20 protein-coding genes are annotated in these 23,939 nt (G+C 72.2%); 9 read left to right on the forward strand and 11 right to left on the reverse strand.

Going from position 1 to position 23,939, the window contains the following annotated elements:
* Window positions 1–11: 11 nt before the first annotated feature.
* Window positions 12–866, forward strand: coding sequence for an NAD(P)-dependent oxidoreductase (locus ABZ453_RS01820; RefSeq protein ID WP_359010501.1), 855 nt, complete (start codon window positions 12–14; stop codon window positions 864–866).
* A 1-nt stretch (window position 867) separates the two neighbouring features.
* Here the strand turns inward: ABZ453_RS01820 and ABZ453_RS01825 are convergent, their stop codons facing one another.
* The 4 genes from ABZ453_RS01825 to ABZ453_RS01840 all read right to left on the reverse strand — a co-directional run bounded on the left by ABZ453_RS01825 (window position 868) and on the right by ABZ453_RS01840 (window position 4,876).
* Entirely contained in the window at window positions 868–2,121 is a 1,254-nt protein-coding gene (locus tag ABZ453_RS01825; protein WP_359010503.1) for an MFS transporter, read from the reverse strand.
* Window positions 2,118–3,431, reverse strand: a complete 1,314-nt coding sequence (locus ABZ453_RS01830) for a GH1 family beta-glucosidase (protein ID WP_359010505.1) — start codon at window positions 3,429–3,431, stop codon at window positions 2,118–2,120. The genes ABZ453_RS01825 and ABZ453_RS01830 overlap by 4 nt, the downstream gene beginning before the upstream one ends.
* 83 nt (window positions 3,432–3,514) lie before the next feature.
* On the reverse strand, window positions 3,515–3,781 hold the full coding sequence (locus ABZ453_RS01835; RefSeq protein WP_133041078.1) for a protealysin inhibitor emfourin: 267 nt from the start codon (window positions 3,779–3,781) through the stop codon (window positions 3,515–3,517).
* A gap of 21 nt (window positions 3,782–3,802) precedes the next feature.
* The gene (locus ABZ453_RS01840; protein ID WP_359010507.1) at window positions 3,803–4,876 is read right to left on the reverse strand and encodes a M4 family metallopeptidase; all 1,074 of its coding nucleotides are present in this window, start codon (window positions 4,874–4,876) and stop codon (window positions 3,803–3,805) included.
* A 374-nt stretch (window positions 4,877–5,250) separates the two neighbouring features.
* On the opposite strand from ABZ453_RS01840, the gene leuA reads away from it, so the two are divergent.
* The 6 genes from leuA (at window position 5,251) to ABZ453_RS01870 (ending at window position 13,158) form a co-directional block, all read left to right on the forward strand.
* Window positions 5,251–6,972, forward strand: a complete 1,722-nt coding sequence (leuA, locus tag ABZ453_RS01845; protein WP_359010509.1) for a 2-isopropylmalate synthase — start codon at window positions 5,251–5,253, stop codon at window positions 6,970–6,972.
* Window positions 6,973–7,156: 184 nt separating this feature from the next.
* Window positions 7,157–7,852, forward strand: coding sequence for a TerB family tellurite resistance protein (locus tag ABZ453_RS01850; RefSeq protein ID WP_359010511.1), 696 nt, complete (start codon window positions 7,157–7,159; stop codon window positions 7,850–7,852).
* A gap of 137 nt (window positions 7,853–7,989) precedes the next feature.
* The gene (locus ABZ453_RS01855) at window positions 7,990–10,071 is read left to right on the forward strand and encodes an MMPL family transporter (RefSeq protein ID WP_359010513.1); all 2,082 of its coding nucleotides are present in this window, start codon (window positions 7,990–7,992) and stop codon (window positions 10,069–10,071) included.
* Between the two features lie 62 nt (window positions 10,072–10,133).
* Entirely contained in the window at window positions 10,134–11,312 is a 1,179-nt protein-coding gene (locus tag ABZ453_RS01860; protein ID WP_359010586.1) for a sensor histidine kinase, read from the forward strand.
* Window positions 11,309–11,977, forward strand: coding sequence for a response regulator transcription factor (locus tag ABZ453_RS01865; protein ID WP_359010515.1), 669 nt, complete (start codon window positions 11,309–11,311; stop codon window positions 11,975–11,977). The genes ABZ453_RS01860 and ABZ453_RS01865 overlap by 4 nt, the downstream gene beginning before the upstream one ends.
* Entirely contained in the window at window positions 11,974–13,158 is a 1,185-nt protein-coding gene (locus tag ABZ453_RS01870; RefSeq protein WP_359010517.1) for a sialidase family protein, read from the forward strand. Before ABZ453_RS01865 ends, ABZ453_RS01870 begins: the two co-directional genes overlap by 4 nt.
* Window positions 13,159–13,186: 28 nt before the next feature.
* On the opposite strand, the gene ABZ453_RS01875 is transcribed toward ABZ453_RS01870, so the two are convergent.
* The 5 genes from ABZ453_RS01875 to ABZ453_RS01895 are packed head-to-tail and all read right to left on the reverse strand — an operon-like array spanning window position 13,187 to window position 19,670.
* Entirely contained in the window at window positions 13,187–14,113 is a 927-nt protein-coding gene (locus tag ABZ453_RS01875; RefSeq protein WP_359010519.1) for a dihydrodipicolinate synthase family protein, read from the reverse strand.
* Entirely contained in the window at window positions 14,110–15,129 is a 1,020-nt protein-coding gene (locus ABZ453_RS01880; protein ID WP_359010521.1) for an ABC transporter ATP-binding protein, read from the reverse strand. The genes ABZ453_RS01875 and ABZ453_RS01880 overlap by 4 nt, the downstream gene beginning before the upstream one ends.
* On the reverse strand, window positions 15,126–17,105 hold the full coding sequence (locus ABZ453_RS01885) for a dipeptide/oligopeptide/nickel ABC transporter permease/ATP-binding protein (RefSeq protein WP_359010523.1): 1,980 nt from the start codon (window positions 17,103–17,105) through the stop codon (window positions 15,126–15,128). Before ABZ453_RS01885 ends, ABZ453_RS01880 begins: the two co-directional genes overlap by 4 nt.
* Window positions 17,102–18,061, reverse strand: a complete 960-nt coding sequence (locus ABZ453_RS01890) for an ABC transporter permease (RefSeq protein ID WP_359010525.1) — start codon at window positions 18,059–18,061, stop codon at window positions 17,102–17,104. The genes ABZ453_RS01885 and ABZ453_RS01890 overlap by 4 nt, the downstream gene beginning before the upstream one ends.
* A gap of 10 nt (window positions 18,062–18,071) precedes the next feature.
* Window positions 18,072–19,670, reverse strand: a complete 1,599-nt coding sequence (locus ABZ453_RS01895) for an ABC transporter substrate-binding protein (RefSeq protein ID WP_359010527.1) — start codon at window positions 19,668–19,670, stop codon at window positions 18,072–18,074.
* A gap of 191 nt (window positions 19,671–19,861) precedes the next feature.
* Between ABZ453_RS01895 and ABZ453_RS01900 the strand changes: the two genes are divergently transcribed.
* Window positions 19,862–20,296, forward strand: a complete 435-nt coding sequence (locus ABZ453_RS01900) for a protein-tyrosine phosphatase family protein (protein WP_359010528.1) — start codon at window positions 19,862–19,864, stop codon at window positions 20,294–20,296.
* Here ABZ453_RS01900 and bla read toward each other — a convergent pair.
* Entirely contained in the window at window positions 20,286–21,155 is an 870-nt protein-coding gene (bla, locus tag ABZ453_RS01905; RefSeq protein WP_359010588.1) for a class A beta-lactamase, read from the reverse strand. The genes ABZ453_RS01900 and bla overlap by 11 nt on opposite strands.
* Before the next feature lie 144 nt (window positions 21,156–21,299).
* Between bla and ABZ453_RS01910 the strand changes: the two genes are divergently transcribed.
* Complete coding sequence (locus ABZ453_RS01910; RefSeq protein ID WP_359010530.1) at window positions 21,300–22,406, forward strand: abortive phage infection protein; 1,107 nt, start codon at window positions 21,300–21,302, stop codon at window positions 22,404–22,406.
* On the opposite strand, the gene ABZ453_RS01915 is transcribed toward ABZ453_RS01910, so the two are convergent.
* On the reverse strand, window positions 22,394–23,869 hold the full coding sequence (locus tag ABZ453_RS01915) for an alpha/beta hydrolase (RefSeq protein WP_359010532.1): 1,476 nt from the start codon (window positions 23,867–23,869) through the stop codon (window positions 22,394–22,396). The two genes, ABZ453_RS01910 and ABZ453_RS01915, sit on opposite strands and share 13 nt — an antisense overlap.
* Between the last annotated feature and the right edge of the window lie 70 nt (window positions 23,870–23,939).

Below are 23,939 nucleotides of genomic sequence, written 5' to 3' on the forward strand. Positions count from 1 at the left end.
AGGAGCAGAACATGCTGACATTGGTCACGGGTACGACGGGACAGGTCGGACGGCGCTTCGTGCCGAGGCTGCTGGCACAGGCCCGGGCGGACGAGAACGTGCGGATCCTGGTGCGGGACGCGGCGCGCGCGGAGCCGTTCGCGCGGCTCGGAGCCGAGGTCGTGATCGGGGACATACGGGACAACGAGGCCCTCGCCAAGGCGGTCGCCGGAGCGGACGCCGTCGTCAACGTCGCCGCCGCCTTCCGCGGGGTCCCGGACGAGGAGGCGTGGGCCGTCAACCGGGACGCGGCGGTGGAGCTGGGCCGTGCCGCCCTGGCCGCCGGTGTGCGGCGCTTCGTGCAGGTCAGCACCGGGCTGGTGTACGGCGTGGGGCGGGGCCGTCCGGTGACCGAGGAGGACGAGAGCCGGCCCGGCGGCACGATGTGGGGCGCCTACCCCGCCTCGAAGGCGGAGGCCGAACGGGACCTGCTGGCGATGGAGGGCCTGGACGTACGGATCGCCCGGCTGCCCTTCGTCTACGGCGAGGGCGACCCGCACCTCGCCCAGTCGCTGCGCTGGGCCGGGCAGTGGGCGGCGACCCAGCGCCTGCACATGGGCCACCACGCGGACGTCGCCCAGGGCCTGCTGCGCGTCCTGCACGCCCCCGGCATCGCCGGCCGGATCTACAACATCGCCGACGACGCCCCCGTCACGGCGGTCGAGCTGCACCAGCTCAACGGGGCCGAGGTGCCCGCCGAACTGCACGAGCGCACCGACCCCGACCCATGGCTGGTGATCATGTCCACCGACCGCATCCGCCGGGAGCTGGGCTACCGCCCCCGGTATCCGTCGGTCTACGCCGCCCGGGACGCCGGCGCCCTGTAGGTCACTCCACGCCCCGGATCCGCTGGACCAGCACCGCCCCCGCCAGCCCGATCACCGCCGACACCAGGTACAGCACCCGGTATCCGCCCAGGTAGGTGACGATCGGCGCGGCGAGGGCGGGTGCCGCGACCTGGGGCAGGGCGTTGGCCACGTTGATCACGCCCAGGTCCTTGCCCCGGTCCAGGGCCTTGGGCAGGACGTCCGTCATCAGCGCGAAGTCGACCGAGGTGAAGACGCCGAACCCGATGCCGAGCACGGCGGCCGCGACGAGCGCCCCCGGCCAGGTCTGCCAGCCCGCCAGCGCCCCCGTCGCCACCGCCATCAGCACCCCGGACCAGATCACGAACGGCTTGCGCCGCCCCGTCCGGTCCGACCACACCCCGCCCACCACCACCGTGGCGAGCAGCGTCACGCCGTTCACCGCGGTCAGGATCAGCACGCCCTGATCGGGGTCGTGGTAGTGCAGCCGGTCGCGCAGGTAGTAGAGCAGGTACAGCAGCACCAGCGCGTTGCTGAGGTTGATCAGGAAGCGGGTCAGCCAGGCCCACCCCAGGTCGGGATACCGCCGCGGACTCAGCCAGAACCCGGAGAGAAAGCCGCGCCAGGACCACACCGGCCGGTCCGCGGCCCCCAGCCGCAGATCCGGATACCGCAGCGCGTACGGCAGCACGCCCAGCACCGTGAACACCGCGCACGCCACATACCCGGCCCCGATCCCGCCGGCCACCGTCGCGAGCCCGGTCCCGCCGACCACGCCCAGGATCTGCGCCGCCCCCAACCAGCCGCCGACGGACCCGCGTTGCAGCCGGGGCACCCGGTCCGGCACCGCGGCCGTCACCGCCGCGAAGGCCGCGTTCAGCGTCAGCTGGACCAGGCACCAGCCGAGCGTCATCGTCGCCATCCCGCCCGCCCCGGCGAGGACCAGCAGCGACAGCGCACCGCCCGCCGCCCCGGCCACGATCCACGGGGTTCGGCGGCCCCAGCGAGCGGTGGTGCGGTCCGAGAGGGCGCCGAAGAAGGGGTTGGCGACCAGGGAGACGACCGCGCCGATCCCGGTCACCCAGGCCAGCATGGTCTCCTTCGACATGCCGGAGCCGGGCGCGAAGTCCTTCGCCTGGGAGGCCAGCAGGATCTGCAGGGGGCCGTACCAGCCCACCCAGATCGCCCCGTTGGCGAGCGAGAGGGAGGCGGTCCAGCCCCGGCCGACCCGCTCGACCGGCTCGGCGAGTGCCTGCGGGGGCCGGGTGGTCGTCATCTCTGCGCCCGTAGCACGTCCCGGAACCAGCCGTACGAGGCCTTCGGCGTCCGCGCCTGCGTCTCGAAGTCCACGTGGACCAGTCCGAAGCGGCGCGCGTACCCCTCCGCCCACTCGAAGTTGTCCATCAGCGACCACACGAAGTACCCGCGCACGTCCACGCCCGCCTCCACCGCCCGGTGCAGGGCGCGCAGATGACCGTCCAGGTAGGCGATCCGGTCCTGGTCGTCGAGGCCCTCGTAACTGCAGCCGTTCTCGGTGATGACGACGGGCGGCAGCCGGTCGCCGTAGCGCTCGCGGAAGCCGGTGAGCAGTTCCGTCAGGCCTTCGGGGACGACGGGCCAGCCGAAGTCGGTCACCGGGACGCCCTCGATCTCCCGCACGGAGAAGGGCAGTTCGGCCGGGATGGTGAGGCCGCCGAACTCGATGTCCGTCCCCTGCGGGGCGCCCACGCGGGTCGGCGCGTAGTAGTTGATCCCGTACCAGTCGAGCGGCTCGGCGATGACCTTCAGATCGGCCTCGACGTCGCCCGGCATCAACTCGCCGATGCCGTCCGGGTACTGGCCGAGCAGCAGGGGGTCGGAGAACAGCCGGTTGAGCAGCAGGTCGTAGAAGTCGGCCGCCTCGACGTCGGCCTGTTCCGAGGACGCCGGCCAGGTCGGACCGTGCGAGTTGGCGATCCCGATGTCCGTGGCACCGGCCGCGCGCAGGGCCCGTACGGCCAGACCGTGGGCCAGCAACTGGTGGTGGGCGACCGGAAGCGCGTCGAACATCAGCTGCTTGCCGGGCGCGTGGGCGCCCAGCGCGTGCCCCAGCAGGGTCTGTTCGGCGGGCTCGTTGAGGGTGATCCACTTCCGCACCCGGTCGCCCAGCCGCTCGGCGACCACCGACACGTACTCCGCGAACCGCGAGGCCGTGTCGCGCTCCAGCCAGTCCAGGGCGACGGGCAGGTCCCAGTGGAAGAGGGTGGGGACGGGGCGGACGCCCGCGGACAGCAGTTCGTCCACGAGACGGTCGTAGAAGTCCAGGCCGCCGGGCGAGTTCACCCGCGGCCAGGAGATCGAGAAGCGGTACGCGTCCACGCCGAGGCCGGCCAGCAGGGCCACGTCCTCGCGGTAGCGGTGGTAGTGGTCGCAGGCCACCGCCGCCGTGGAGCCGTCCTTCACCCGCCCCGGCTCGGCCGTGAAGGCGTCCCAGACCGAGGGCTCGCGCTCGTCGACGGCGCCCTCGATCTGGTGGGCCGAGGTCGACACGCCCCAGAGGAAACCGGCCGGGAAACGGGGTATCGGATTGCCTGCATCAGTCGCCATGGGCGGGATCATCCTTACCGCCGGTAACGGAAGTCAACGCCCTGGCGTGAACCGGTCGTTACAGCCCTTCTCTACGGCTTTCCTCACGCCCCTTCTTTCAGTACCCGGGAGATCAGCTGCCGCTGCTCCTCGGTGAGCCGGGGATCGGCGGCGTACACCGTCCTGCCGTCGACCGTGATCTCGTAGCTGAACCCGTCGGGCACGCCCGCGGGCGGCGTGGCCCGGCCGGCGGCCACCGCCTTCTCGGCCAGGGCCTGCCACTCGTGCGCGTCGGGCCGCCCCGAGGTGTCCACCTCGGCGCGGCGCTCGATGCCCGCGAATCCACCCGTGCGCCTCACTCGAATACGCATGGGTCCGTGTCTAGTACGGAACTACGACGTGCGCACCCCGACCTGCTCCCAGGCCTTCAGAACGGCCTGAAGCTCCTCGCCGTCGCTATAGCGTGCCTTGGCCGCCGCGACCGTCAGTTTGGCGAAGTCCGCGAACAGGGCGTCCTTCTTCAGTTCACCGCCGGTCAGGACGTCGTACCAGATCTGGCCGGCCTTCTCCCAGGCGTGGCCGCCGAGGGCGTTCGCCGCCAGGTAGAAGGCGTGGTTGGGGATGCCGGAGTTGATGTGGACGCCGCCGTTGTCACGGCCGGTGCGGACGAAGTCGTCCATGGTCGCGGGCTGCGGGTCCTTGCCGAGGACGTCGTCGTCGTACGCCGTGCCCGGCTCCTTCATGGAACGCAGCGCCTTGCCCGTCACCCGGGGCGCGAGCAGGCCGGCGCCGATCAGCCAGTCGGCCTCGGCGGCGGTCTGGCCGAGCGTGTACTGCTTGATGAGGGAGCCGAAGACGTCGGACAGGGACTCGTTGAGAGCGCCGGGCTGGCCGAAGTAGGTCAGGTTGGCCGTGTACTGCGTGACGCCGTGGGTGAGTTCGTGGCCGATGACGTCGATCGGGATGGTGAAGTCGAGGAAGATCTCGCCGTCACCGTCGCCGAACACCATCTGCTCGCCGTTCCAGAAGGCGTTGTTGTAGTCCTTGTCGTAGTGCACGCTCGCGTCGAGCGGGAGCCCGTTGCCGTCGATCGAATAGCGCTCGTAGGCCTTCAGATACAGCTCGAAAGTGGCGCCGAGACCGGCGTAGGCGCGGTTGGCGGTGGCGTCCTTGCCGGGGTCGTCGCCCTCGCCGCGGACCTTGTGGCCGGGCAGGCCGGTGCCGTGACGGGCGTCGTAGATGGTCCGGTGGGGTTGCTCGGCGGCCGCTCCGGTGGGCGGGGCGACGGCAGGGGCGCCGATGACGGTGGTCAGGCGGCGGTGGGTGCGCTCGAAGGCGTCGCGCTCGAGGGTCTTGCGAGCGGCGTTGGCGAGCGCCGGGTCCTCGTGCTGGGCCAGCTTGTCGAGGATGTGCGGCGGTACGACGGTGCAGAAGACGGGCTCTGAGCCCCCGTTGGTCTTCGTCATGCCCGGCACGATGGCACTGCGTTAGCTGTATGTCACTAGGTGCGACCATGATTGGTGAAATATACGGATGATCCCGTCGTGGGGGGTTGCTCTGTGTTATGCGCTGCGGGCTCGCGGTGGCTGGTCGCGCCCTATGCGGCGGAGCCGCATATCGGCGCAGCCCCGCGCCCCTTAAAGGCATCATCAGTCCCGCATACTGGAACGGGGCCGCTGATCCCGATCGGCTCGGCTACAGTGGCTCGCATCATGCGTTTCGGGCTGCTTCTTCTTAGCTGCCGCGGCGAGGGCCTGTAGGACAGGTCGACTCCCTCCCCGCGGAGCTTCGTGTTGCGTCGTCGGCCGTCCTTCCGGACACCAAGAGGAGCCCCGCAATCATGGCGAACCGCCAGCAGCCCAGCAGCATGCCGATCCACAAGTACGGGAAGTACGAGCAGGTCGACATCCCCGACCGCACCTGGCCCGAGAAGCGGATCACCCAGGCACCCCGCTGGCTCTCCACCGACCTGCGTGACGGCAACCAGTCCCTGATCGACCCGATGTCGCCCGAGCGCAAGCGCCGGATGTTCGACCAGCTGGTGAAGATGGGCTACAAGGAGATCGAGGTCGGCTTCCCGGCGTCGGGCCAGACCGACTTCGACTTCGTACGGTCGATCATCGAGGAGCCCGGGGTCATTCCCGACGACGTCACCATCTCCGTACTGACCCAGGCCCGCGAGGACCTGATCGAGCGGACCGTGGAGTCGCTGAAGGGCGCCAAGCGGGCCAACGTCCACCTGTACAACGCCACCGCGCCCGTCTTCCGCCGGGTCGTCTTCCGGGGCTCCAAGGAGGACATCAAGCAGATCGCCGTCGACGGGACGCGGCTGGTGATGGAGTACGCGGAGAAGCTGCTGGGCCCGGAGACGGAGTTCGGCTACCAGTACAGCCCGGAGATCTTCACCGACACCGAGCTGGACTTCGCGCTGGAGGTCTGCGAGGCGGTCATGGACGTCTGGCAGCCCGGCCCGGACCGCGAGATCATCCTGAACCTGCCGGCGACCGTCGAGCGCTCCACGCCCTCCACCCACGCCGACCGCTTCGAGTGGATGGGCCGCAACCTGTCCCGCCGCGAGCACGTCTGCCTGTCGATCCACCCGCACAACGACCGGGGTACGGCCGTCGCCGCCGCCGAGCTGGCGCTGATGGCCGGCGCCGACCGCGTCGAGGGCTGTCTGTTCGGGCAGGGCGAGCGCACCGGCAACGTCGACCTGGTCACCCTGGGCATGAACCTGTTCTCCCAGGGCGTGGACCCGCAGATCGACTTCTCCGACATCGACGAGATCCGTCGTACGTGGGAGTACTGCAACCAGATGGAGGTCCACCCGCGCCACCCGTACGTGGGCGACCTGGTCTACACGTCCTTCTCCGGCTCCCACCAGGACGCCATCAAGAAGGGCTTCGACGCGATGGAGGCCGACGCGGCCGCCAAGGGTGTGACGGTCGACGACATCGAGTGGGCGGTGCCGTACCTGCCGATCGACCCGAAGGACGTCGGCCGCTCCTACGAGGCCGTGATCCGCGTCAACTCGCAGTCCGGCAAGGGCGGTATCGCGTACGTCCTGAAGAACGACCACAAGCTGGACCTGCCGCGCCGGATGCAGATCGAGTTCTCGAAGATCATCCAGGCGAAGACGGACGCCGAGGGCGGCGAGGTCACCGGCTCCGACATCTGGGCGGTCTTCCAGGACGAGTACCTGCCGAACCCCGAGAACCCATGGGGCCGTATCCAGGTCAGGAACGGCCAGTCGACGACCGACACGGACGGGGTGGACACGCTCAGGGTCGAGGCGACCGTGGACGGCGAGGACACCGTTCTGACCGGTAGCGGCAACGGCCCGATCTCCGCCTTCTTCGACGCCCTGCAGAAGATCGGCGTAGACGCCCGGCTGCTGGACTACCAGGAGCACACGATGAGCGAGGGCGCCTCCGCGCAGGCCGCCTCCTACATCGAATGCGCGATCGACGACAAGGTTCTGTGGGGAATCGGCATCGACGCGAACACGACGCGTGCCTCCCTGAAGGCGGTCGTCTCCGCGGTCAACCGCGCCGCCCGCTGACCCCTCTGACGTGCTGGTTCGGGGCCCTGATCGTCGTATACGGCGATCAGGGCCCCGCCCCTTTTCGGCCACCTGATCGTGGAGGTCACGGAAAGGTCTCTTCCGGGGTACTGACTGCGCCTCCCTGATGTGGCTAACATCACGACACCGCTGCGATGTTGCCGCGGTGTTAAGGAGGTGCGACGTGCTGCCAGTACGGGGACGAAACGGCCGAGCCGCCAGGCCTGCGCGCCTCCTGGGAACCCGCACCGCGTGGACGCCCGTCGGGGACGGCGAGTTCTTCTGCCCGGGCTGCGGAGGCGACCGCAACTACCAGCGGCTCACCGGCCGCCGCCGCTTCACCCTCCTCGGCGTCCCGGTCCTGCCGCGCGGCGAGACCGGCCCGGTCGTCGAGTGCGCGGCCTGCAGCCGCCACTTCGGCACGGACGCCCTGGACCACCCCACCACCACCCGCTTCTCCGCGATGCTCCGCGACGCCGTGCACACCGTCGCCCTCGCGGTCCTCGCGGCGGGCGGCACCTGCGCCCGTACGACGCTGGAGACGGCCGCGGCCGCCGTCCGCGCCGCCGGCTTCGAGGACTGCACGGAGGACCAGCTCGGCGCCCTGGTCGACGCCCTGGCCGCGGACACCGGCCGGGTCTACGGCGAGCCGGGCGGCGCGGGCCTGGCCATAGAGCTGCACGAGGCCCTCGACCCCCTCGCCCCGCATCTCGCCCCCGTGGGCCGCGAGTCGATCCTCCTCCAGGCCGCCCGCATCGCCCTCGCCGACGGCCCCTACACGCCCGCCGAACGGGACGTTCTGACCACGGTGGGCGCGGCCCTGACCATCTGCTCGGACGACGTCAAGCGGCTGCTGGCGGCGGCACGGACGCCGTCCTGATACTCCCGCGGGAGTAACGCCGTACGGCGGCCTCCCGTGGCAGTAGTCCCGAACTCGATCCCACGCCCGACGAACGCATCCCTGCGCGCCGGAAGTCTGGAAGCGAACCAGACACCCGAGCGGAGGGAGGCCCGTCCATGGGGGCCGGTGGGACAGATGCGGGACGTCGGCGGGCCGTGCCCTGGGTGGTGGTCGGGCTGTGGGTGGCCGCGCTGGTGCTCGTGGGGCCGTTCGCCGGGAAGTTCTCCGGGATCCAGCAGAACCGCTCCGTGGACTATCTGCCCGACAGCGCGGACTCGACCCGGGTCGCCCGTGTCCAGGACCGGCTGCCCGGCGGGGAGGCCACCGACCTGCTGGTCGTCTACCACCGGGCGGGCGGGCTCACCGCCGCCGACAAGGAGAGGGCGGGCGAGCAGGTCGCCCGGATCGAGGCGGCGTACCCGCTCGCCGACAAGCCGCGGGCCCTCCCCTCCCGGGACGGCACCACCCTGATGTACCCCGTCTCCAGCACCCGGCCCGGCCAGGACGACAAGGCGCGGGACGCCTTCGTCGACGGAGTCCGGGGCATCGCGGACGGCGGCGACGGGCTGAGCGTGCGGGTCGGCGGGCCCGGCGCGCTCAACACCGACATGGGCAAGGTCTTCGGCAGCATCGACGGCACTCTGCTGTACGCCACCCTCGGCGTCGTCACCGTCCTGCTCGTGCTCATCTACCGCAGCCCCGTCCTCTGGCTCGTCCCGCTCGCCACCGCCGGGGTCGCCGCCGGTCTTGCGATGGCCGCCGGATACGCGCTGCACGAGGCCTTCGGCGTCACCGTCACCGGGCAGAGCGGCGGTGTGATGACCGTGCTCGTCCTGGGCGCCGGCACCGACTACGCACTGCTGCTCATCTCCCGCCACCGCGAGGAGCTACGGCGGCACGAGCGGCCGTACGACGCCATGCGCGCGGCGCTGAAGGGCTGCGGCCCGGCGATCCTCGCCTCCTCGGCGACGGTCGCGGCCGGGCTGCTGTGCCTGCTCGCCGCCGATCTCAACAGCAGCAGCGGGATGGGGCCGGTCGGGACGGTCGGTGTGCTGGCCGCCCTGCTCGCCATGACCACCCTGCTGCCCGCCGTGCTGGTGCTGCTGGGGCGGCGGGTCTTCTGGCCGATGATCCCCGCTTTCGGGAGCGAGCCGAGGGTGCGGCGGTCGCTGTTCGCCGCGATGGGGACGTCCGCCACGCGCCGGCCCGTCGCGGTGCTGGCCGGCGGGGCGGTGCTGCTCGGAGCGCTCGCGCTCGGTGTCCTGCACCTCCCTGGTTCGCTCAGGCAGGAGGACTCCTTCACCAAGCAGCCCGAGTCGATCGTCGCCGCGCAGACGCTCGCGCACGCCTACCCGGGGCGCAGCAGCCAGCCCGTCACGGTCATCGCGCCGACCGGGAAGGCCGACGCCGTGGTGGCCGCGGCCCGGGCGACGGACGGGGGCGCCCGGGCGACGGCCGGGCGGAGCGGGGGCGGCTGGAGCGAGGTGCGGGTCTTTCCCACCGCCGCCCCCGAGAGCCCGGGGGAGACGCGGACCATCGAGGCCCTGCGCGCCGGGCTCGACGACCGCTACGGCACCCATGTCGGCGGACCCAGCGCCCAGCAGCTCGACCTCGCCGACAGCCAGGCCCGGGACCGTGAGGTCGTCGTGCCGCTGGTGCTGGCCGCCGTGTTCGTGATCCTGGTGGGTCTGCTGCGCAGCCTGGTCGCGCCGCTGATGCTGCTCGTCGCGGTCGTCGCGGTGTGGGGCGCGGCGCTCGGGATCGGGGGGCTGGTGTTCGGGCCGGTGCTGGGCTTCCAGGGCACGGACTCCGGCCTCGGGCTGCTGTCCTTCGTGTTCCTCGTGGCCCTGGGCGTCGACTACGGCATCTTCCTCATGCACCGCATGCGCGAGGAGTCCCTCGCCGGCGCCGAACCGCGGACGGCCGCGCTCACCGCGCTGCGCACCACCGGCGGGGTCATCGCCTCCGCCGGTGTCGTCCTCGCCGCGACCTTCGCCGTGCTGACCACGCTGCCGCTGGTGCCCCTGGTCGAGCTGGGGTTCGTGATCGCGGTCGGGGTGCTCCTCGACACCTTCCTGGTGCGGACATACCTGGTGACGACGGCGAGCATGCTGCTCGGGCGGCGGGTGTGGTGGCCGGGGCGGCTGTCGCGGGAGCCGGAGCCCGTGCGGCCGCAGCGCCGGCGGGAACCCGTGTGAAGCTGAACCCCGTGGAGCAGACGCAGACGACAGCGACCGTGCCGCGTCGGGCCGACCGGATCATGGCGGTGGTCAACCGCGACCCGCGCACCGCCCCGCACGGCACCCGCAACGACGCCGTCCTCGCCGCCGTGCTCTGTGCCGCGGCCGTGTGCCTGGCGCTGTTCACCGACCCCGGCCGCCGGCCGGACGCGCTCGGCTGGACGCTGCTGCTGGCCGCGCACGTGCCGCTGGTGTGGCGGCGGCGCCGTCCCCTGCTCGTCCTGGTCACGGGGCTCGTGCTGCTCGTGCCGTACCACGCCCTGCAGAACAACCACTTCGCGGCGACCCCGGCCACGATCGTCGCGCTCTACACGGTCGCCGTCACCGGCCGCCCGCTGCGCACCATCCTGGCGGGCGTCGTCGTCCTCGGCGTCTCCACCGGCGCCATGCTCACCGTCAGCACCCACATGGCGGTCGAGCTGCTGCGCATCTCCGGCTGGGTGATCGCCACCCTGTTCTGCGGGGTCGACGTCCGCTACTACCGGCAGTACGTCGCCGCGATCGTCGAGCGGGCCGAGCGCGCCGAACGCACCCGCGAGGAGGAGGCCCGCCGCCGGGTCGCCGAGGAACGCCTGCGGATCGCCCGCGACCTGCACGACCTGCTCGCCCACAGCATCACCCTGATCGGCGTGCAGACCTCGGTGGCCGCGCACGTCCTCGGCGCCGACCCCGAGCGCCTGGACCGGGAGACCGTCGCCAAGGCGCTGGACGACATCGCGGAGACCTGCCGGACGGCACGCGGTGAACTGCGCACCACCCTGGAGGTGCTGCGGGCCTCCGAGAACGGCGACGGACGCGGCCCGCTGCCCGGCCTCGACGGACTGCCCGACCTCGTTCGGACGGCACGGCTCGCGGGCGCGCGCGTCGAGCCGTCGCTACGGGCGCGGCAGGCGCCGCCGGCCGTGGGCGCGGCCGCCTACCGGATCGTCCAGGAGGCGCTGACCAACGCCGTGCGGCACGCCGGGCCCGAGGCCGCCGTAAGGGTCGAGGTGTACGAGACGGACGGGGCCCTGCGCCTGTCCGTCACCGACGACGGTGCCTGCCCCGACCCCGGCACCGCGCCCGGATTCGGGCTGGCCGGCATGCGGGAGCGGGCCCGCAGCGTGGGTGGCACACTCGACGCCGGGCCACGGCGGGAGGGCGGCTTCGGGGTCACCGCCGTGCTGCCGCTGACGATCACGGGGGAAGGGGCGGGATGACCATCCGCGTGCTGCTCGCCGACGACCAGACGCTGGTACGGGCCGCCTTCGCGATGCTGGTGGAGTCGGCGCGGGACATGGACGTCGTCGGCCAGGCGGGCACCGGCCGGGAGGCGGTGGAGCTGACCCGCGCCGAGCGACCCGACCTGGTGGTGATGGACATCCGGATGCCGGACCTGGACGGCATCGAGGCGACCCGGCTCATCGCCGCGGACGCGGAGCTGAGGGACGTCCGGGTCCTCGTCCTCACCACCTACGACACCGACGAGAACATCGTCGAGGCGTTGCGCGCCGGAGCCTCCGGCTTCCTGGTCAAGGACACCCGTCCGGCCGAACTCCTCGACGCCGTCCGTACCGTGGCCGCGGGCGAGGCCCTGCTCTCGCCGGGGCCCACGGCACGGCTGATCGAGCGGTTCCTGCGCAGCCCGTCGACGCCGGCGACGGGCGGCCCGGAGTGTCTGTCGGACCGGGAGCGGGAGGTGCTGGCGCTGGTGGCGCGAGGCCTGAACAACGCGGAGATCGCCGAGGCGTTGGGGCTGAGCCCGCTCACCGCCAAGACCCATGTCAGCCGGATCATGGGCAAGCTCGGGGCGCGGGACCGGGCGCAGCTGGTGATGGTGGCCTACGAGTCGGGACTGGTGACTCCGGGAACCATGGACCCGTGACCCTCCTGAGCCGCACCCTCCTCGTCACCCTCGCGGTCCTCGCGCCCACCACGGCGACGGCGCACGCCTCCACCGCCCACGGCTGCACGTCCTCCGTCCCCTACGTCTCCGACGAGGGCGGCTACGACACCTACCGCGTCCCGGCGACCGTCACGACCCGGCGGGGCACCGTGCTCGCCTTCGCCGAGGGACGGCACAACAGCCCCTCCGACACCGGGCACATCGACGTCGTCCTGCGCCGTTCGGACGACGGCGGCTGCACCTGGGGACCGTTGCGGGTGGTGGCCGCCGGGGACGGGGACACGCGGGGCAATCCGGCGCCGGTCCTCGATCCGCGCACCGGGGCGATCGTGCTGGTGACCTGCTACAACAGCGGGGCTGTGACGGAGGCGCAGATCATGCGCGGGGAGGTGACACCCGAGCGGGGACGGCGGGTGTTCGTGCAGCGCAGCCGGGACGACGGGCTGACCTTCTCCGCGCCCCGCGAGATCACGGCCCAGGTGAAGCGGCCGGACTGGCGGTGGTACGCGACGGGGCCGGGCCACGCGGTCGCCCTCACCCGCGGCCCGCACGCCGGCCGCCTGGTGGTCGCCGCCAACCACTCCGGCCCGCCGCCCGCCGGTTCCCCCGACACCGGCGCGGAGGCCAGGTACTACGGCGCGCACGACATCTACAGCGACGACGGCGGAGACAGCTGGCACATCGGGTTCACGGACGACACCTACGACGGCGTGGTCAACGCCAACGAGTCGACCGCCGCTCAACTCCCCGACGGACGGCTGTACTTCAACTCCCGCGACCAGAACGGCACGACCCCCGGCAACCGGGTGGACACCTACTCCGGGGACGGCGGCGAGAGCGTCGAGCACCCCTATGCCGGGCAGCCCACCCTCGACGACGCCCCGGTCGTCGAGGGCAGCGTCCTCCAACTCGCGGGACCGGAAGCCCCGTTGCTCTTCTCGGCCCCGTCCGTCCCGACCGTCCGCCGCTCGATGGCCGTCTGGAGCAGCGCGGACGCCGGAGCGACCTTCACGAGGTCCCTGACCCTCGCCGACCAGCCGGCCGCCTACTCCGACCTGACCCAGGTGGACGCCCGGACGGTCGGCCTGCTGTACGAGACGGGCACGACCGGCCCGTACGACACGATCGAGTTCCGCAGGCTGCCGGTCGACGGGCTCTGAGCCGCGGGCGGCACTCCCGGCGGAGCCCTCAGTGCAGTCCGGCGGCGGCGAGGTACTTGCCGATCCGTTCCACCTCCTCCGGTGACAGCGGCACCTGGGGCTCCGCCGTCGCCGGGCAGTCGATGACGCCCCGCAGGTGCAGCGCCGCCTTGAAGGCGCCCAGCGCCGACGAGCTGCCGCCCATACGGGCCGGGTCGCCGGCGCCCACCAGCCGGAACAGGGCGCACAGCCGCTCCTGTTCGCCCCGCGCCCGCTCCCAGTCACCGTCCCGGCACAGACGGACGAGACGGACGTAGCCATGGGGGTCTACGTTGGCGAGGCCCGGGACGGCTCCGTCGGCGCCGAGCGCGAGGGCGGAGTCGACGACCAGTTCCGAGCCGGTCAGGACGCTGAAGCCGGGCAGGGCGCGGGCGCCGGTGACGACCTCGCGGAAGGCGGCCAGGTCGCCGCTGGAGTCCTTCAGCCCCGCGAGGGTGCCGTCGGCGGCGAGGGCGAGGACCAGGTCGGCGGGGAGTTTCGTGTGGACGGCCACCGGGATGTCGTAGGCGATCACCGGGACCGGGGAACCCTGCGCGACCAGGCGGAAGTGGCGGGCGATCTCGGCGGGGTGGGTGCGGGTGTAGAAGGGGGCCGTCACCACCACCGCGTCCGCTCCCGCCGAGGTCACGGCCCGCACGTGGTCCAGGACGCGGGGGGTCGTCATGTCGATCACCCCGGCCAGGACGGGGAGCCGGCCCGACACATGGGCGGCCACCGACTCCACGACCAGCCGCCGCTGCCCGTCGGTCAGATAGGCCGCCTCCGACGAGGACCCCAGCACGAACAGCGCGTCCACCCCGGCGTCCACCAGATGGTCGACCAGCCTGAGCAGCGAGGGGACGTCCACCTCGCGGTCCGGTGTCAGGGGCGTGCAGACGGGCGGGACGACACCGGTCAGCGGGGTGGGAAGGGTCATGAGGGCTCCCTGGGGTGGTTCTGCCGTACGAGGTCGCGCGTCGATTCGGCCTCCTGAACAGGATGGTGGCAGCGGAACCGGTGACCGGGCGCCGACGCGGCCGAGAATTCCGGCATCTCGGACGCGCACCGGCCGTCCGCCTTCCAGCAGCGGGTACGGAAGGGACAACCGGAGGGCGGCCGGGTCGCCGACGGCACCGGGCCGGTGAGGGGGATCGGCTCGACGGGACGCAGCAGTCCGGGGGTCGCCGAGAACAGGGCCCGGGTGTAGGGGTGCCGGGCCCGGTCCGTGACCTCGGTGGCCGGGGACTCCTCCACGATCCTGCCGAGGTACATGGTGATCACGCGGTCGCTCATCCGCCGTACCGTCTGGATGTCGTGCGAGACGAAGACCAGGGCGAGGCCCAGGCGCTCCCTCAGGTCGAGGAGGAGGTTGAGGATCTGGGCGCGGACGGAGACGTCGAGGGCGCTCGTGGGTTCGTCCGCCACGACCAGCTCGGGGTCCAGGGCCAACGCCCGTGCGATCGCCACCCGTTGGCGCTGACCGCCGGACAACTGGCCGGGCAGGGCGGAGGCGAGGGCGCGGGGCAGACCGACAAGTCCCATCAACTCCCGTACCCGGTCCTCGCGTTCGGCGGTCGTGCCGTGCCGGTGCACGTCCAGCGGGTCGCGCAGGATCCGCCGTACCGGCAGCCGGCGGTTCAGGGCGGTCGAGGGGTCCTGGAAGACCATTCCGGTGCCGGTGCCGAGAGTGGTCCGGCGTTCGGCGGGCGGCATCGACCACAGGTCGCGGCCCCGGAAGGACACCGTGCCCCCGGTCGGCCGCTGGATGCCGACCAGCACCTTCGCCAGCGTCGACTTGCCGCAGCCGGACTCGCCGACGACGCCGACCGTCTCGCCGGGTGCGACGGCGAGGTCGGCGCCGGTGAGGGCGTACACCCGGTCGCGGGTGAACAGGCCGCCGCTGCGGGCCCGGTGGACGACATGGGCGCCGGACAGCTCGACGATCGCGTTCACTGCACCGCCTCCGACGACGTCACGAGATCGACCGCGGGGTGGTGACAGGCCGCCGTGTGCGCGGGCGTGCCGAGCAGGTCGGGCGGGGTGGTGCGGCAGACGCCGGTGGCGAGCGGGCAGCGGTCGGCGAAGCGGCAGCCGGCCGGGAAGTCGGCGGGGGACGGGACGACGCCCCTGATCTGGGTCATGCGCTCCTCGGCGGACTCCAGGGACAGCACGCTGCCCAGCAGTCCGCGCGTGTAGTGGTGGGCCGGCTCCTCGACCAGGTCGGCGGTGACGCCCGTCTCCACGATCTGCCCGCCGTACATCACCACCACCCGGTCGGTGACGTCCGCGACCAGCGCCAGGTCGTGCGAGACGAGGATCAGCGCGAACCCCAGCTCCTCGCGCAGCCGCAGCAGCAGCTCCATGACCTGCGCCTGGACCGTCACGTCCAGCGCGGTCGTCGGCTCGTCGGCGATGATCAGTCTCGGCTCGCGGGAGAGGGCCATGGCGATCAGGACCCGCTGCCGCTGGCCGCCGGAGAGTTCGTGCGGGTAGCTGCGCAGGGTGCGGTCGGGGTCGAGGCCGACCAGGGCGAGCAGTTCGGCGGGAGCGCGGTGGCCGCCGCGCCGTACGACCTGCTTGAGCTGGGCGCGGACGGTCATCGCCGGGTTCAGGGAGGACAGCGCGTCCTGGTAGACCATCGCCATCTCGTGCCCCAGCAGCCGACGCCGTACCCGCAGCGGTTCGGCGAGCAACTCCCGCTGTTGGAAGCGGACTTGACCACCGACCCGGGCGCCTTTCGGCTGGAGTCCCATGACGGTCAGGGCGGTCAGCGACTTGCCGCATCCCGACTCCCCGACAAGCCCCAGCACCTCACCGGGCCGTACCTCGAAGCTGATGCCGTCCACGATGTCGACGCCGCCGTGCCGGGAGTCGAAGCCGATGGTGAGGTCCTCCACCGCGAGCACGGGTTGCCGCCCCTGGGGGAGGGGACGGGCCCTGGTACGCAGCCGCGCCGCTGCCGCCGCCAGCCCGGGCAGCCGCAGCACTTCCCCGCTCCCCGGCTCCGGAGCCTGAACCGGGTCGTCCTCGCCCCGCACCTCCACCTCACGTCCCGCCGGGACGGCCCACGCGTCCGACACGCCCTCGGACAGGACGTTCAACGACAGCACGGTCACCAGCATCAGCAGCCCGGGAAAGACGGTCGCCCACCACCCCCCGGTCAGCACCATGTTCTTGCCGTCCGCGATGACACTGCCCCAGGACGGGTCCGGCGGCCGGACCCCCGCCCCGGCGAACGACAGCGAGGCCTCGAAGACGACCGCCTCGGCGACCTGCACGGTGCAGAACACCAGCACTGGGGCGGCGCAGTTGACCGCTACATGGCGCAGCACGATGTGCGGGGTCCGGGCGCCGATCACCCGTTCCGCCGTCACATAGTCCTCGCCGTACTGGTCGAGGACGTTGGCCCGCACGACCCGTGCCACCGGCGGGGTGAACAGGAACGCGATCGCGCAGATCAACACCGTGATCCCGCCCCCGAAGACCGCCACCAGCACGGCGGCCAGCGCGATGCCGGGGAACGCCATCACCACGTCCAGGCAGCGCATCAGCGTCTCGTCGACCCCCTTGCGCGAGGTCGCGGCGACCGCCCCGATCAGCGCTCCCACGACCAGCGCGAGCGCGGTCGCGCCGAGCCCGATGGCCAGCGACCAGCGGGCGCCGTACATCAGCCGGCTGAGGATGTCCCGGCCGAGGCTGTCCTGGCCCATCCAGTGCTCGGCGGACGGATGCCCGGTGTCGTCGACGAGCGGCTGCTGGTCGAGCGGGTCGTCCGGCGCGATCAGCGGGGCCAGCAGGGCGACCAGGACGACGACGGCCAGGAAGCAGACGGCGGCCTTCGACAGCGGCGGGAGCCGCCGCCATCCGCGCGGACGCAGCCCCGGTCGGGACAGGACCCCGGCGAGGCCCTTGCGGGTGGGGAGCGTCATGACGCCTCCCTGAGGCGTGGGTTGAGCAGCAGGTACAGGACGTCGATGACGAGGTTGACCACGACGAACCCGGTCGCGGTCGTCAGGACGACGCCCTGCACGACCGCCGGGTCGCCGTTCTGCACGGCGTCGATCATCAGCTTGCCCATGCCGGGCAGCGCGAAGATCGTCTCGATGACGACGGCGCCGCCGAGCAGATAGCCGACGCGCAGCCCGAGCACGGTCAGCGGGTTGACGAGCGCGTTGCGCAGGACGTTGCGGCCCACGACGACACGCGGCGGCAGTCCGCTGCCGATCGCCGTCCGGACGTAGTCCTTGTCCAGCTCCTCCACCACCGACGTCCTGACGATCCGGGTGAGTTGGGCCGCGACCGGCAGTGACAGGGCCAGGGCGGGCAGGGTCATGGTCCGCAGCCAGCCCGTGAGCGAGTCGGCCGGGTTGATGTAGCCGCCGGTCGGGAACCAGCCCCGGTCGACCGCCAGGTACTGGATCATCAGCAGCGCCAGCCAGAAGGCGGGGGCCGCGACGCCGATGAGGGAGACGACCCGGATGATCTGGTCGGGGAGGCGGTCGCGGTGGATGGCCGCCGTGACCCCGCCGAGCAGGGACAGCACCACGGCGATCGCCAGGCCCAGGAAGGTGAGCTGGAGGGTGAGCGGCAGCGCGGTGGCGACCTGGTCGAGGACCGGGGCGCGGGTCAGGGCGCTGGTGCCGAGGTCGCCGTGGAGCAGACCGCCGACGAAGTGGACGTAGCGCACGGGCAGCGGGTCGAGCAGGCCGTTGCGCTCACGGAAGTCGTGCAGCTGTCGCGCGGTCGGGTTGGAGCCCTGGAAGAACGCGGACGCCGGGTCGACGTCGGAGAAGCGCATCACCAGGAAGACGAACAGCACCACGCCGAGCATCAGCGGCACGAGCAGGGCGACACGGCGGACGAGGACGCGCAGGACGGCGATCACGACGGTGCCCCTAGACCCATGTCGCCCGGAGCAGGTTGATGCCGGGGTACGGCTGTGCCCTTATCCCCCTCAGCCTGCGCGGATCCCACGCCGTCATCAGCTCGTTGTGGACGACCGGGTAGAGCACGGCCTGCTCGGCGACGATGTCGATGTAGTCCTGGATCATCGCCCTCTTCCTCTCCGGGTCGGGCTCCCGGGTCGCCCGGTCCATGTCCGAGAAGAGCCGCTTGGCGACCGGGTCGTCGGCCCAACGGCTGTAGCCCATCCAGAGGTTGGCGGGGCCGTAGTTGTAGTGCATGATCAGGTCGGCGTCGAGGCCGAACTGGTTGGGGTTCGAGGCGGCGGCCACGACCTGGTAGTCCCGCTTCTGGTCCAGCTTGGTGAAGACGGCGGTCGTCTCCTGCGGTGAGAGGGTGGTCCGCACCCCGATCGCGTCCCAGGACGCCTTGACGGTCGGCAGACAGTCGACGATCCAACTCACGTTCACCGCGAGGACGTCGACCCTCAGCCCGCTGACCCCGGCCGCCTTCAGCAGCGCCTTCGCCTTCTCGGGGTCGTGGTCGTAGACGGTCCTCGCCCGCCGGTAGGCCGGGTTGCCCTCGTTCAGGAAGGAGGACGACGGCTTCCCGTGCCCCTTGAGCGCGACCCGCACCATCTTCTCGGTGTCGATGGCGTAGTGCAGCGCCTGCCGCACCCGTACGTCGTCGAAGGGCTTGTGCCGGGTGTTGAACATCAGGAACAGGTTGTTCATCCCGGCTCCGCCCGCGACCGACAGCCCGCCGCTTCTGAGCTGCTCGATGTCGGCGTACGGGATGTTGTCGGCGATCTGCGCGCCCGCGCTCACGCCGGAGACGCGGGCCACGCGCGGGGCCGCGTCCACGATCGTCAGCCAGTTCATCCTCCGGAAGGCCGGCGGGCGCGGGCCGTTGTAGTGCTCGAAGGCCGCGAAGGTCGTGTTCGACTTCGGGTGGTGCGCGGTCTGCCGGTACGGCCCCGAGCCGACCGCCAGTCCCCTGATCGCGTCGTCCCAGGCGCCGGGCCGGGAGAAGACGTGCCTCGGCATGATCTTGGCGATGGTGAGCCGTGCAGCCCCTTCGGGGAAGGGGAACGCGAGCACCAGCTCGACCGTGCGCGCGTCGACCTTCCGGACCTGCCTCAGCCAGCTCGCGAAGAAGCCCTTGGCGAGGGTCTGGGTCTTCGGGTCGAGGATGCGGTCGAAGACGAAGACCACGTCATCGGCGGTGACGGGCCTGCCGTCGTGGAAGGTCGCGCCCTGCCGGAGCGTGAAACGCCAGGTCGTGGCGTGGAGGTCCGTGGGCACCTCGGTCGCGAGCGCCGCGTACGGCTCGCGGGAGATCGGGTCGGTGTCCAGCAGCCCCTCGTAGACGTGGTTGTTGGCGGCCATGCAGAAGGCCGACGCGGTCTGTGTGGGGTCCCAGCTGCCGTCGTTCCCGTAGCCGATGACGGCGGTGAGCGTGCGGTCCTCGCCGCCGCCGCTCCCGGTGTCGATCGTGGACTGCGGCCCCCACGAGCAGGCGGACAGGGACGCGGAGACGGCCGCCGCCGCGCCCAGCGCGCCGGTGTGCTTCAGGAAGGTCCGGCGGTGCACGGTTCCTCCAGCGGTGAGGAGATACGACGTCCTACGTCCTGGCGTCAGCCGCGACCCTAGGAGTGGCCCACAGGGCGGTCAAGGGAACGCACACGAATGGCGTAGCCGTCAGAGGTCGGACCAATGACGTGCTGTTATGGCCGAGTTGACGCCCCGTCGGCCCGCGGCGGCGAGCGCCGTACGCTGACCGGATGACGGACACGTGGAACCCCGCGGACCCCGGCGTGCTGCGCCTGCCCTCCGGCCGGCTGATCCGGGGCCGGGGACTGCGCCGGCCCCTCCCGCCCGGGGCGCCCCCACCCTCGTACGCCCTCTACCTCCTCGGCGGCCAACCCCCGCCCGTGCCCTGGGAGTTCACCTGGATCCGCTGGCCGGACTTCCGGCTGCCCGGCGACCGCCCGGCGGCCCGCGCCGCACTCACCGCGGCCTGGGAGCGGGCCGCGCATGAGCGGGTCGAGGTCGCCTGCGGCGGCGGCCGGGGGCGTACCGGGACGGCACTGGCGTGTCTGGCGGTGCTGGACGGGGTGCCGGCCGAGGAGGCCGTGGACTTCGTACGCCGGCACTACGACCGGCGGGCCGTGGAGACGCCCTGGCAGAAGCGGTACGTGCGGACCTTCATCGACTGAGCGCGTCCGCCACCAGCGCGGCGGCCTCCGCCACCAGCGCGTCGTCGTAGGCGGCCTCGGGGTCCGGCTTGGTCGTCAGGACCGCCAGGACGACGGGACCGCCGGTCGCGGTCCAGGCGACGCCGACGTCGTTCGCCGTGCCGTAGGAGCCCGAGCCCGTCTTGTCGGCGACCGTCCAGTCCGCCGGCAGCCCGGCGCGGAAACGCCGTGCGCTGGTCGTGTTGTTCAGCAGCCAGTGCGTCAGCAGGGCGCGGTCCGGGCGGTTCAGGGCGCCGCCGAGGACCAGACGGGCGTACGACCGTCCGATGGCGCGCGGGCTCGTCGTGTCCGTGACGCGCCAGGGCTCGGCCGAGTTGAGCTCCGTCTCCCAGCGGTCCAGACGAGTCACCGGGTCTCCGACGGAACGCGCGAAGCGGGTGATCGCCGTCGGGCCGCCCAACTCGCGCAGCAGGAGGTTGCCGGCGGTGTTGTCGCTGTAGCGGATCGCCACGTCGGCCAGTCCGGCGACCGTCATGCCCTCCGACAGGTGCGCGCGGGTGTGGTCGGAGCCGTCGACGAGATCGGCCTCGGTGTAGTGGATCCGCCGGGACAGGACCTCGCCGTGCCGGTCCAGGTCACGCAGGACGGCCGCCGCGGCCAGGGTCTTGAAGACGGAGCAGACGGGGAAGCGCTCGTCGGCGCGGTGGGTGACGGTCCGCCGGGTGCGGACATCGTGCGCGAAGACGCCGAGACGGGCGCCGTGCCGCCGTTCCAGGTCGCGCAGGGGCTCGGTGGCGGCGCGGGCGGGGGCGCTCAGCAGGAGCGTGGCCGCTCCGGCGGTGCCCGCGGTGAGGAGGGTGCGTCGGGTCGTCCGGGAGATGGGTGCGCCTGGGATCGTGCTCTCCTTCGCTCGGTTCGGGACGTCGATCTCTTCCCTGACCGACGTCGTACGTCATTCCTTGGTTGCCGGACCGTAGACCATCGGCGGACGGCGGGGCGGGAACGCGGGCGCCACGCTGGGGGCATGGATGAGACGAAGGGGATCAGCCGGGCGCGGTTCCTGGCGGGGGCCGCGGCCGTGTCGGTCGCGGCGGCGACCCGGCCCGCGACCGCCGTGGGACGCCGCGGCCTCCGTCACCGGGGGGTCGTCTACACCGTCGGCGAGGGGGAGACCCCGGGGACCGCGTGGAGTGCCGCCCGGATGCGGCGCGACGTCCGGGCCATCCGCGACCGCCTGCACGCGGACACCGTCGACGTGACCGGCGACGGTGTCGAACGGCTCACCGCCACCGCCGCCGAGGCCGCCGAGCGGGGACTGCACGTATGGCTGCAGCCGACCCTCGCGGACGCCCCGGAGCGGGACGTCCTCGAGCACATGGCCGAGTGCGGGCGGTTCGCGGAGCGGCTGCGGCGGCAGGGGGCGAGCGTCGACTTCAGCGTGGGTTGTGAGTTCTGGCTGTTCGTGCCCGGGATCGTGCCGGGGGAGACGGTCCTGGAGCGGGTCCGCAACCTCCTGGACGGGAAGGTCGACCCCGTGGCGATGCAGCGCCGCCTCGACCGCTTCACCGCGAAGGCGGCGGCACTCGGGCGGTCCGTCTTCCACGGCGACCTGAGCTATGCCGCCGCCCAGGACGACAAGGTCGACTGGCGGCTGTTCGACGTCGTCGGCATCGACTACTACTCGTCCTTCCGCCACCACTCCGACTACATACGGGAGTTGAGGCGCTACCAGCGCTGGGGCAAGCCCCTCGCCATCACCGAGTTCGGCACCTGCACCTACGTCGGCGCCCCCGAGGCGGGCGGCATGGGCTGGGACGTCGTCGACTACGACAAGGGCGAGATCAAGGGACACCTGGTCCGCAGCGAGCACACCCAGGCCGCCTACCTCCTCGACGTGCTGTCGGTGTTCGAGGCGATGGGGCTGTACGCGGCGATGGCCTTCGAGTTCGTCACCCCTGACGCCCCGCACCGCGCGGACGACCCGCGCAAGGACCTCGACATGGCGAGCTACAGCATCACCAAGGTCATCAAGAACCTCCCGGACGACCCGCGTTCGGGCTGGCACTGGGAGCCGAAGGAGGCCTTCCACGCCCTCGCCCGCCGTTACGCCCGGTGCGCTCACCCGCAGTAGACGTCCCGCCGCGGCCGCTCGCCCGTCGCCAGGAACCGCGAGACCGTCTCGTCGCCGCACGCGTTGCCGTTGTCGAGATAGGCGTCGTGGCCGGTGGAGTTCACCGTGACCATGACCGCGCGGCGGCCGAACGCCTCGCGCATCTTCAGGGCGCTGCTCAGCGGGGTCGCCACATCGCGTACGTCCTGCACGAGCAGTACGTCGGCGGGCCCCTGGTCGGTGATCCGCACGGGTGCCCGCTTCGGCTGCCACGGCCAGGCGGCGCACACCATCGCGTTACGGGGCATGCCCGCCGTCAGCGGGTACTTGGCGCGGCTCTCCTCGACGCCCTTCCGGTACACGCCGGCCGACCGGGGCCAGGCGGCGTCGTTGCAGATGGTGGCGGCGCCGACCGCGGTGTAGTTCTGCATCACCTCGTCCGGCGGGGACTGCGGCGCGGGCAGCGCCCCGCCCTTCAGCGCGGCCAGGATCAGCCGGGCCGCGGTGGGATAGTCGTCGGGGTCGTAGAGGCTGTTCAGCAGGGTCTGGCGCAGGACGTCGCCGTTCAGCTCCTCGGGGTTGGCGCCGGGCCAGGGGATCGGCTCGCGGTCCAGGCGGGCGGCGAGGCGCAGGAAGAGCGGGCGCACCTCGGCGGCCGTGGGAGCGAGGCGGTACGGACTGCCGGGCGTCGACGCCCACCTGGCGAACTCGGGGAAGTTGTCCTCGACGCCGACCTCGTACGCCTGCAGCCAGGCGCGTTCGGCCCGGACCGGATCCGGGTTGCCGCTGCTGTCGAGCACGATCCGGTCGGTGCGCTGCGGGAAGAGCTGGGCGTAGACGGCCGCGACGTACGTCCCGTACGAGACCCCCCACGCGGAGAGCTCGCGGTCGCCGAGGGCGGCCCGGATCCGGTCGATGTCACGGGCGTTGTCGACGGTGCTGATGTGCCGCAGCAGCTCGCCGCCGTTGCGGGCGCAGGCGTCCGCCATGCGGCGGGCGGTGGCCATGTTCCGGTCGACGGATCCGTCGGGGCCGGGCCAGGGGCGCAGCGCGGTGACGGCGAGGTCACGGTGTTCGAGGCCGCAACTGACGGAGGTGGAGGGCGCGTTGCCGCGCGGAGCGAAACCGATCAGGTCGTAGGAGTCCCGGACGCCCTGCGGCAGCTTCTGCCCCTTGCCGGAGGGGTCGCCCAGGCTGTCCCCGCCCGGCCCGCCGGGAACGAGCAGCAGCGCGCCCCGGCGGGCGGACGGGTTCTCGGCCGGGATACGGGAGACGGCGAGGTCGATCCGTGCGCCGTCGGGGTGGGCGTAGTCCATCGGCACGGCGAGGGTCGCGCACTCCTGACGCGGATCGAGGCCGGCGCCCTGGCACTTGGTCCAGTGGAGGGTCTGCTCGGGGCGGGCGGAGGCGGTGACCGGCGCGAGAAGACCGAGGACGACCCCGGTGGCGGCGACCAGTGAGGCGGTGCGGATGCTCTTCGTCATGGCCATGAGCCTCGCGGATCCGCACCGCCCGCCCCATCCGGTCAACTGGCTTGTCGCGAAGGGGGTTTAC

The organism is Streptomyces sp. NPDC005799, from assembly GCF_040630525.1.
Classification (GTDB): Bacteria; Actinomycetota; Actinomycetes; order Streptomycetales; family Streptomycetaceae; genus Streptomyces; species Streptomyces griseorubiginosus_B.

Excerpts from the sequence above, each read along its gene's own strand:
- ABZ453_RS01835 (WP_133041078.1), bottom strand. The coding sequence starts at position 3,781 with ATGCGTATTCGAGTGAGGCGCACGGGTGGATTCGCGGGCATCGAGCGC.
- ABZ453_RS01915 (WP_359010532.1), bottom strand. The coding sequence starts at position 23,869 with ATGACGAAGAGCATCCGCACCGCCTCACTGGTCGCCGCCACCGGGGTC.
- ABZ453_RS01910 (WP_359010530.1), top strand. The coding sequence starts at position 21,300 with ATGGATGAGACGAAGGGGATCAGCCGGGCGCGGTTCCTGGCGGGGGCC.
- ABZ453_RS01820 (WP_359010501.1), top strand. The coding sequence starts at position 12 with ATGCTGACATTGGTCACGGGTACGACGGGACAGGTCGGACGGCGCTTC.
- ABZ453_RS01825 (WP_359010503.1), bottom strand. The coding sequence starts at position 2,121 with ATGACGACCACCCGGCCCCCGCAGGCACTCGCCGAGCCGGTCGAGCGG.
- ABZ453_RS01865 (WP_359010515.1), top strand. The coding sequence starts at position 11,309 with ATGACCATCCGCGTGCTGCTCGCCGACGACCAGACGCTGGTACGGGCC.
- ABZ453_RS01830 (WP_359010505.1), bottom strand. The coding sequence starts at position 3,431 with ATGGCGACTGATGCAGGCAATCCGATACCCCGTTTCCCGGCCGGTTTC.
- ABZ453_RS01855 (WP_359010513.1), top strand. The coding sequence starts at position 7,990 with ATGGGGGCCGGTGGGACAGATGCGGGACGTCGGCGGGCCGTGCCCTGG.
- ABZ453_RS01900 (WP_359010528.1), top strand. The coding sequence starts at position 19,862 with ATGACGGACACGTGGAACCCCGCGGACCCCGGCGTGCTGCGCCTGCCC.
- ABZ453_RS01840 (WP_359010507.1), bottom strand. The coding sequence starts at position 4,876 with ATGACGAAGACCAACGGGGGCTCAGAGCCCGTCTTCTGCACCGTCGTA.
- leuA (WP_359010509.1), top strand. The coding sequence starts at position 5,251 with ATGGCGAACCGCCAGCAGCCCAGCAGCATGCCGATCCACAAGTACGGG.
- ABZ453_RS01875 (WP_359010519.1), bottom strand. The coding sequence starts at position 14,113 with ATGACCCTTCCCACCCCGCTGACCGGTGTCGTCCCGCCCGTCTGCACG.
- ABZ453_RS01860 (WP_359010586.1), top strand. The coding sequence starts at position 10,134 with ATGGCGGTGGTCAACCGCGACCCGCGCACCGCCCCGCACGGCACCCGC.
- ABZ453_RS01885 (WP_359010523.1), bottom strand. The coding sequence starts at position 17,105 with ATGACGCTCCCCACCCGCAAGGGCCTCGCCGGGGTCCTGTCCCGACCG.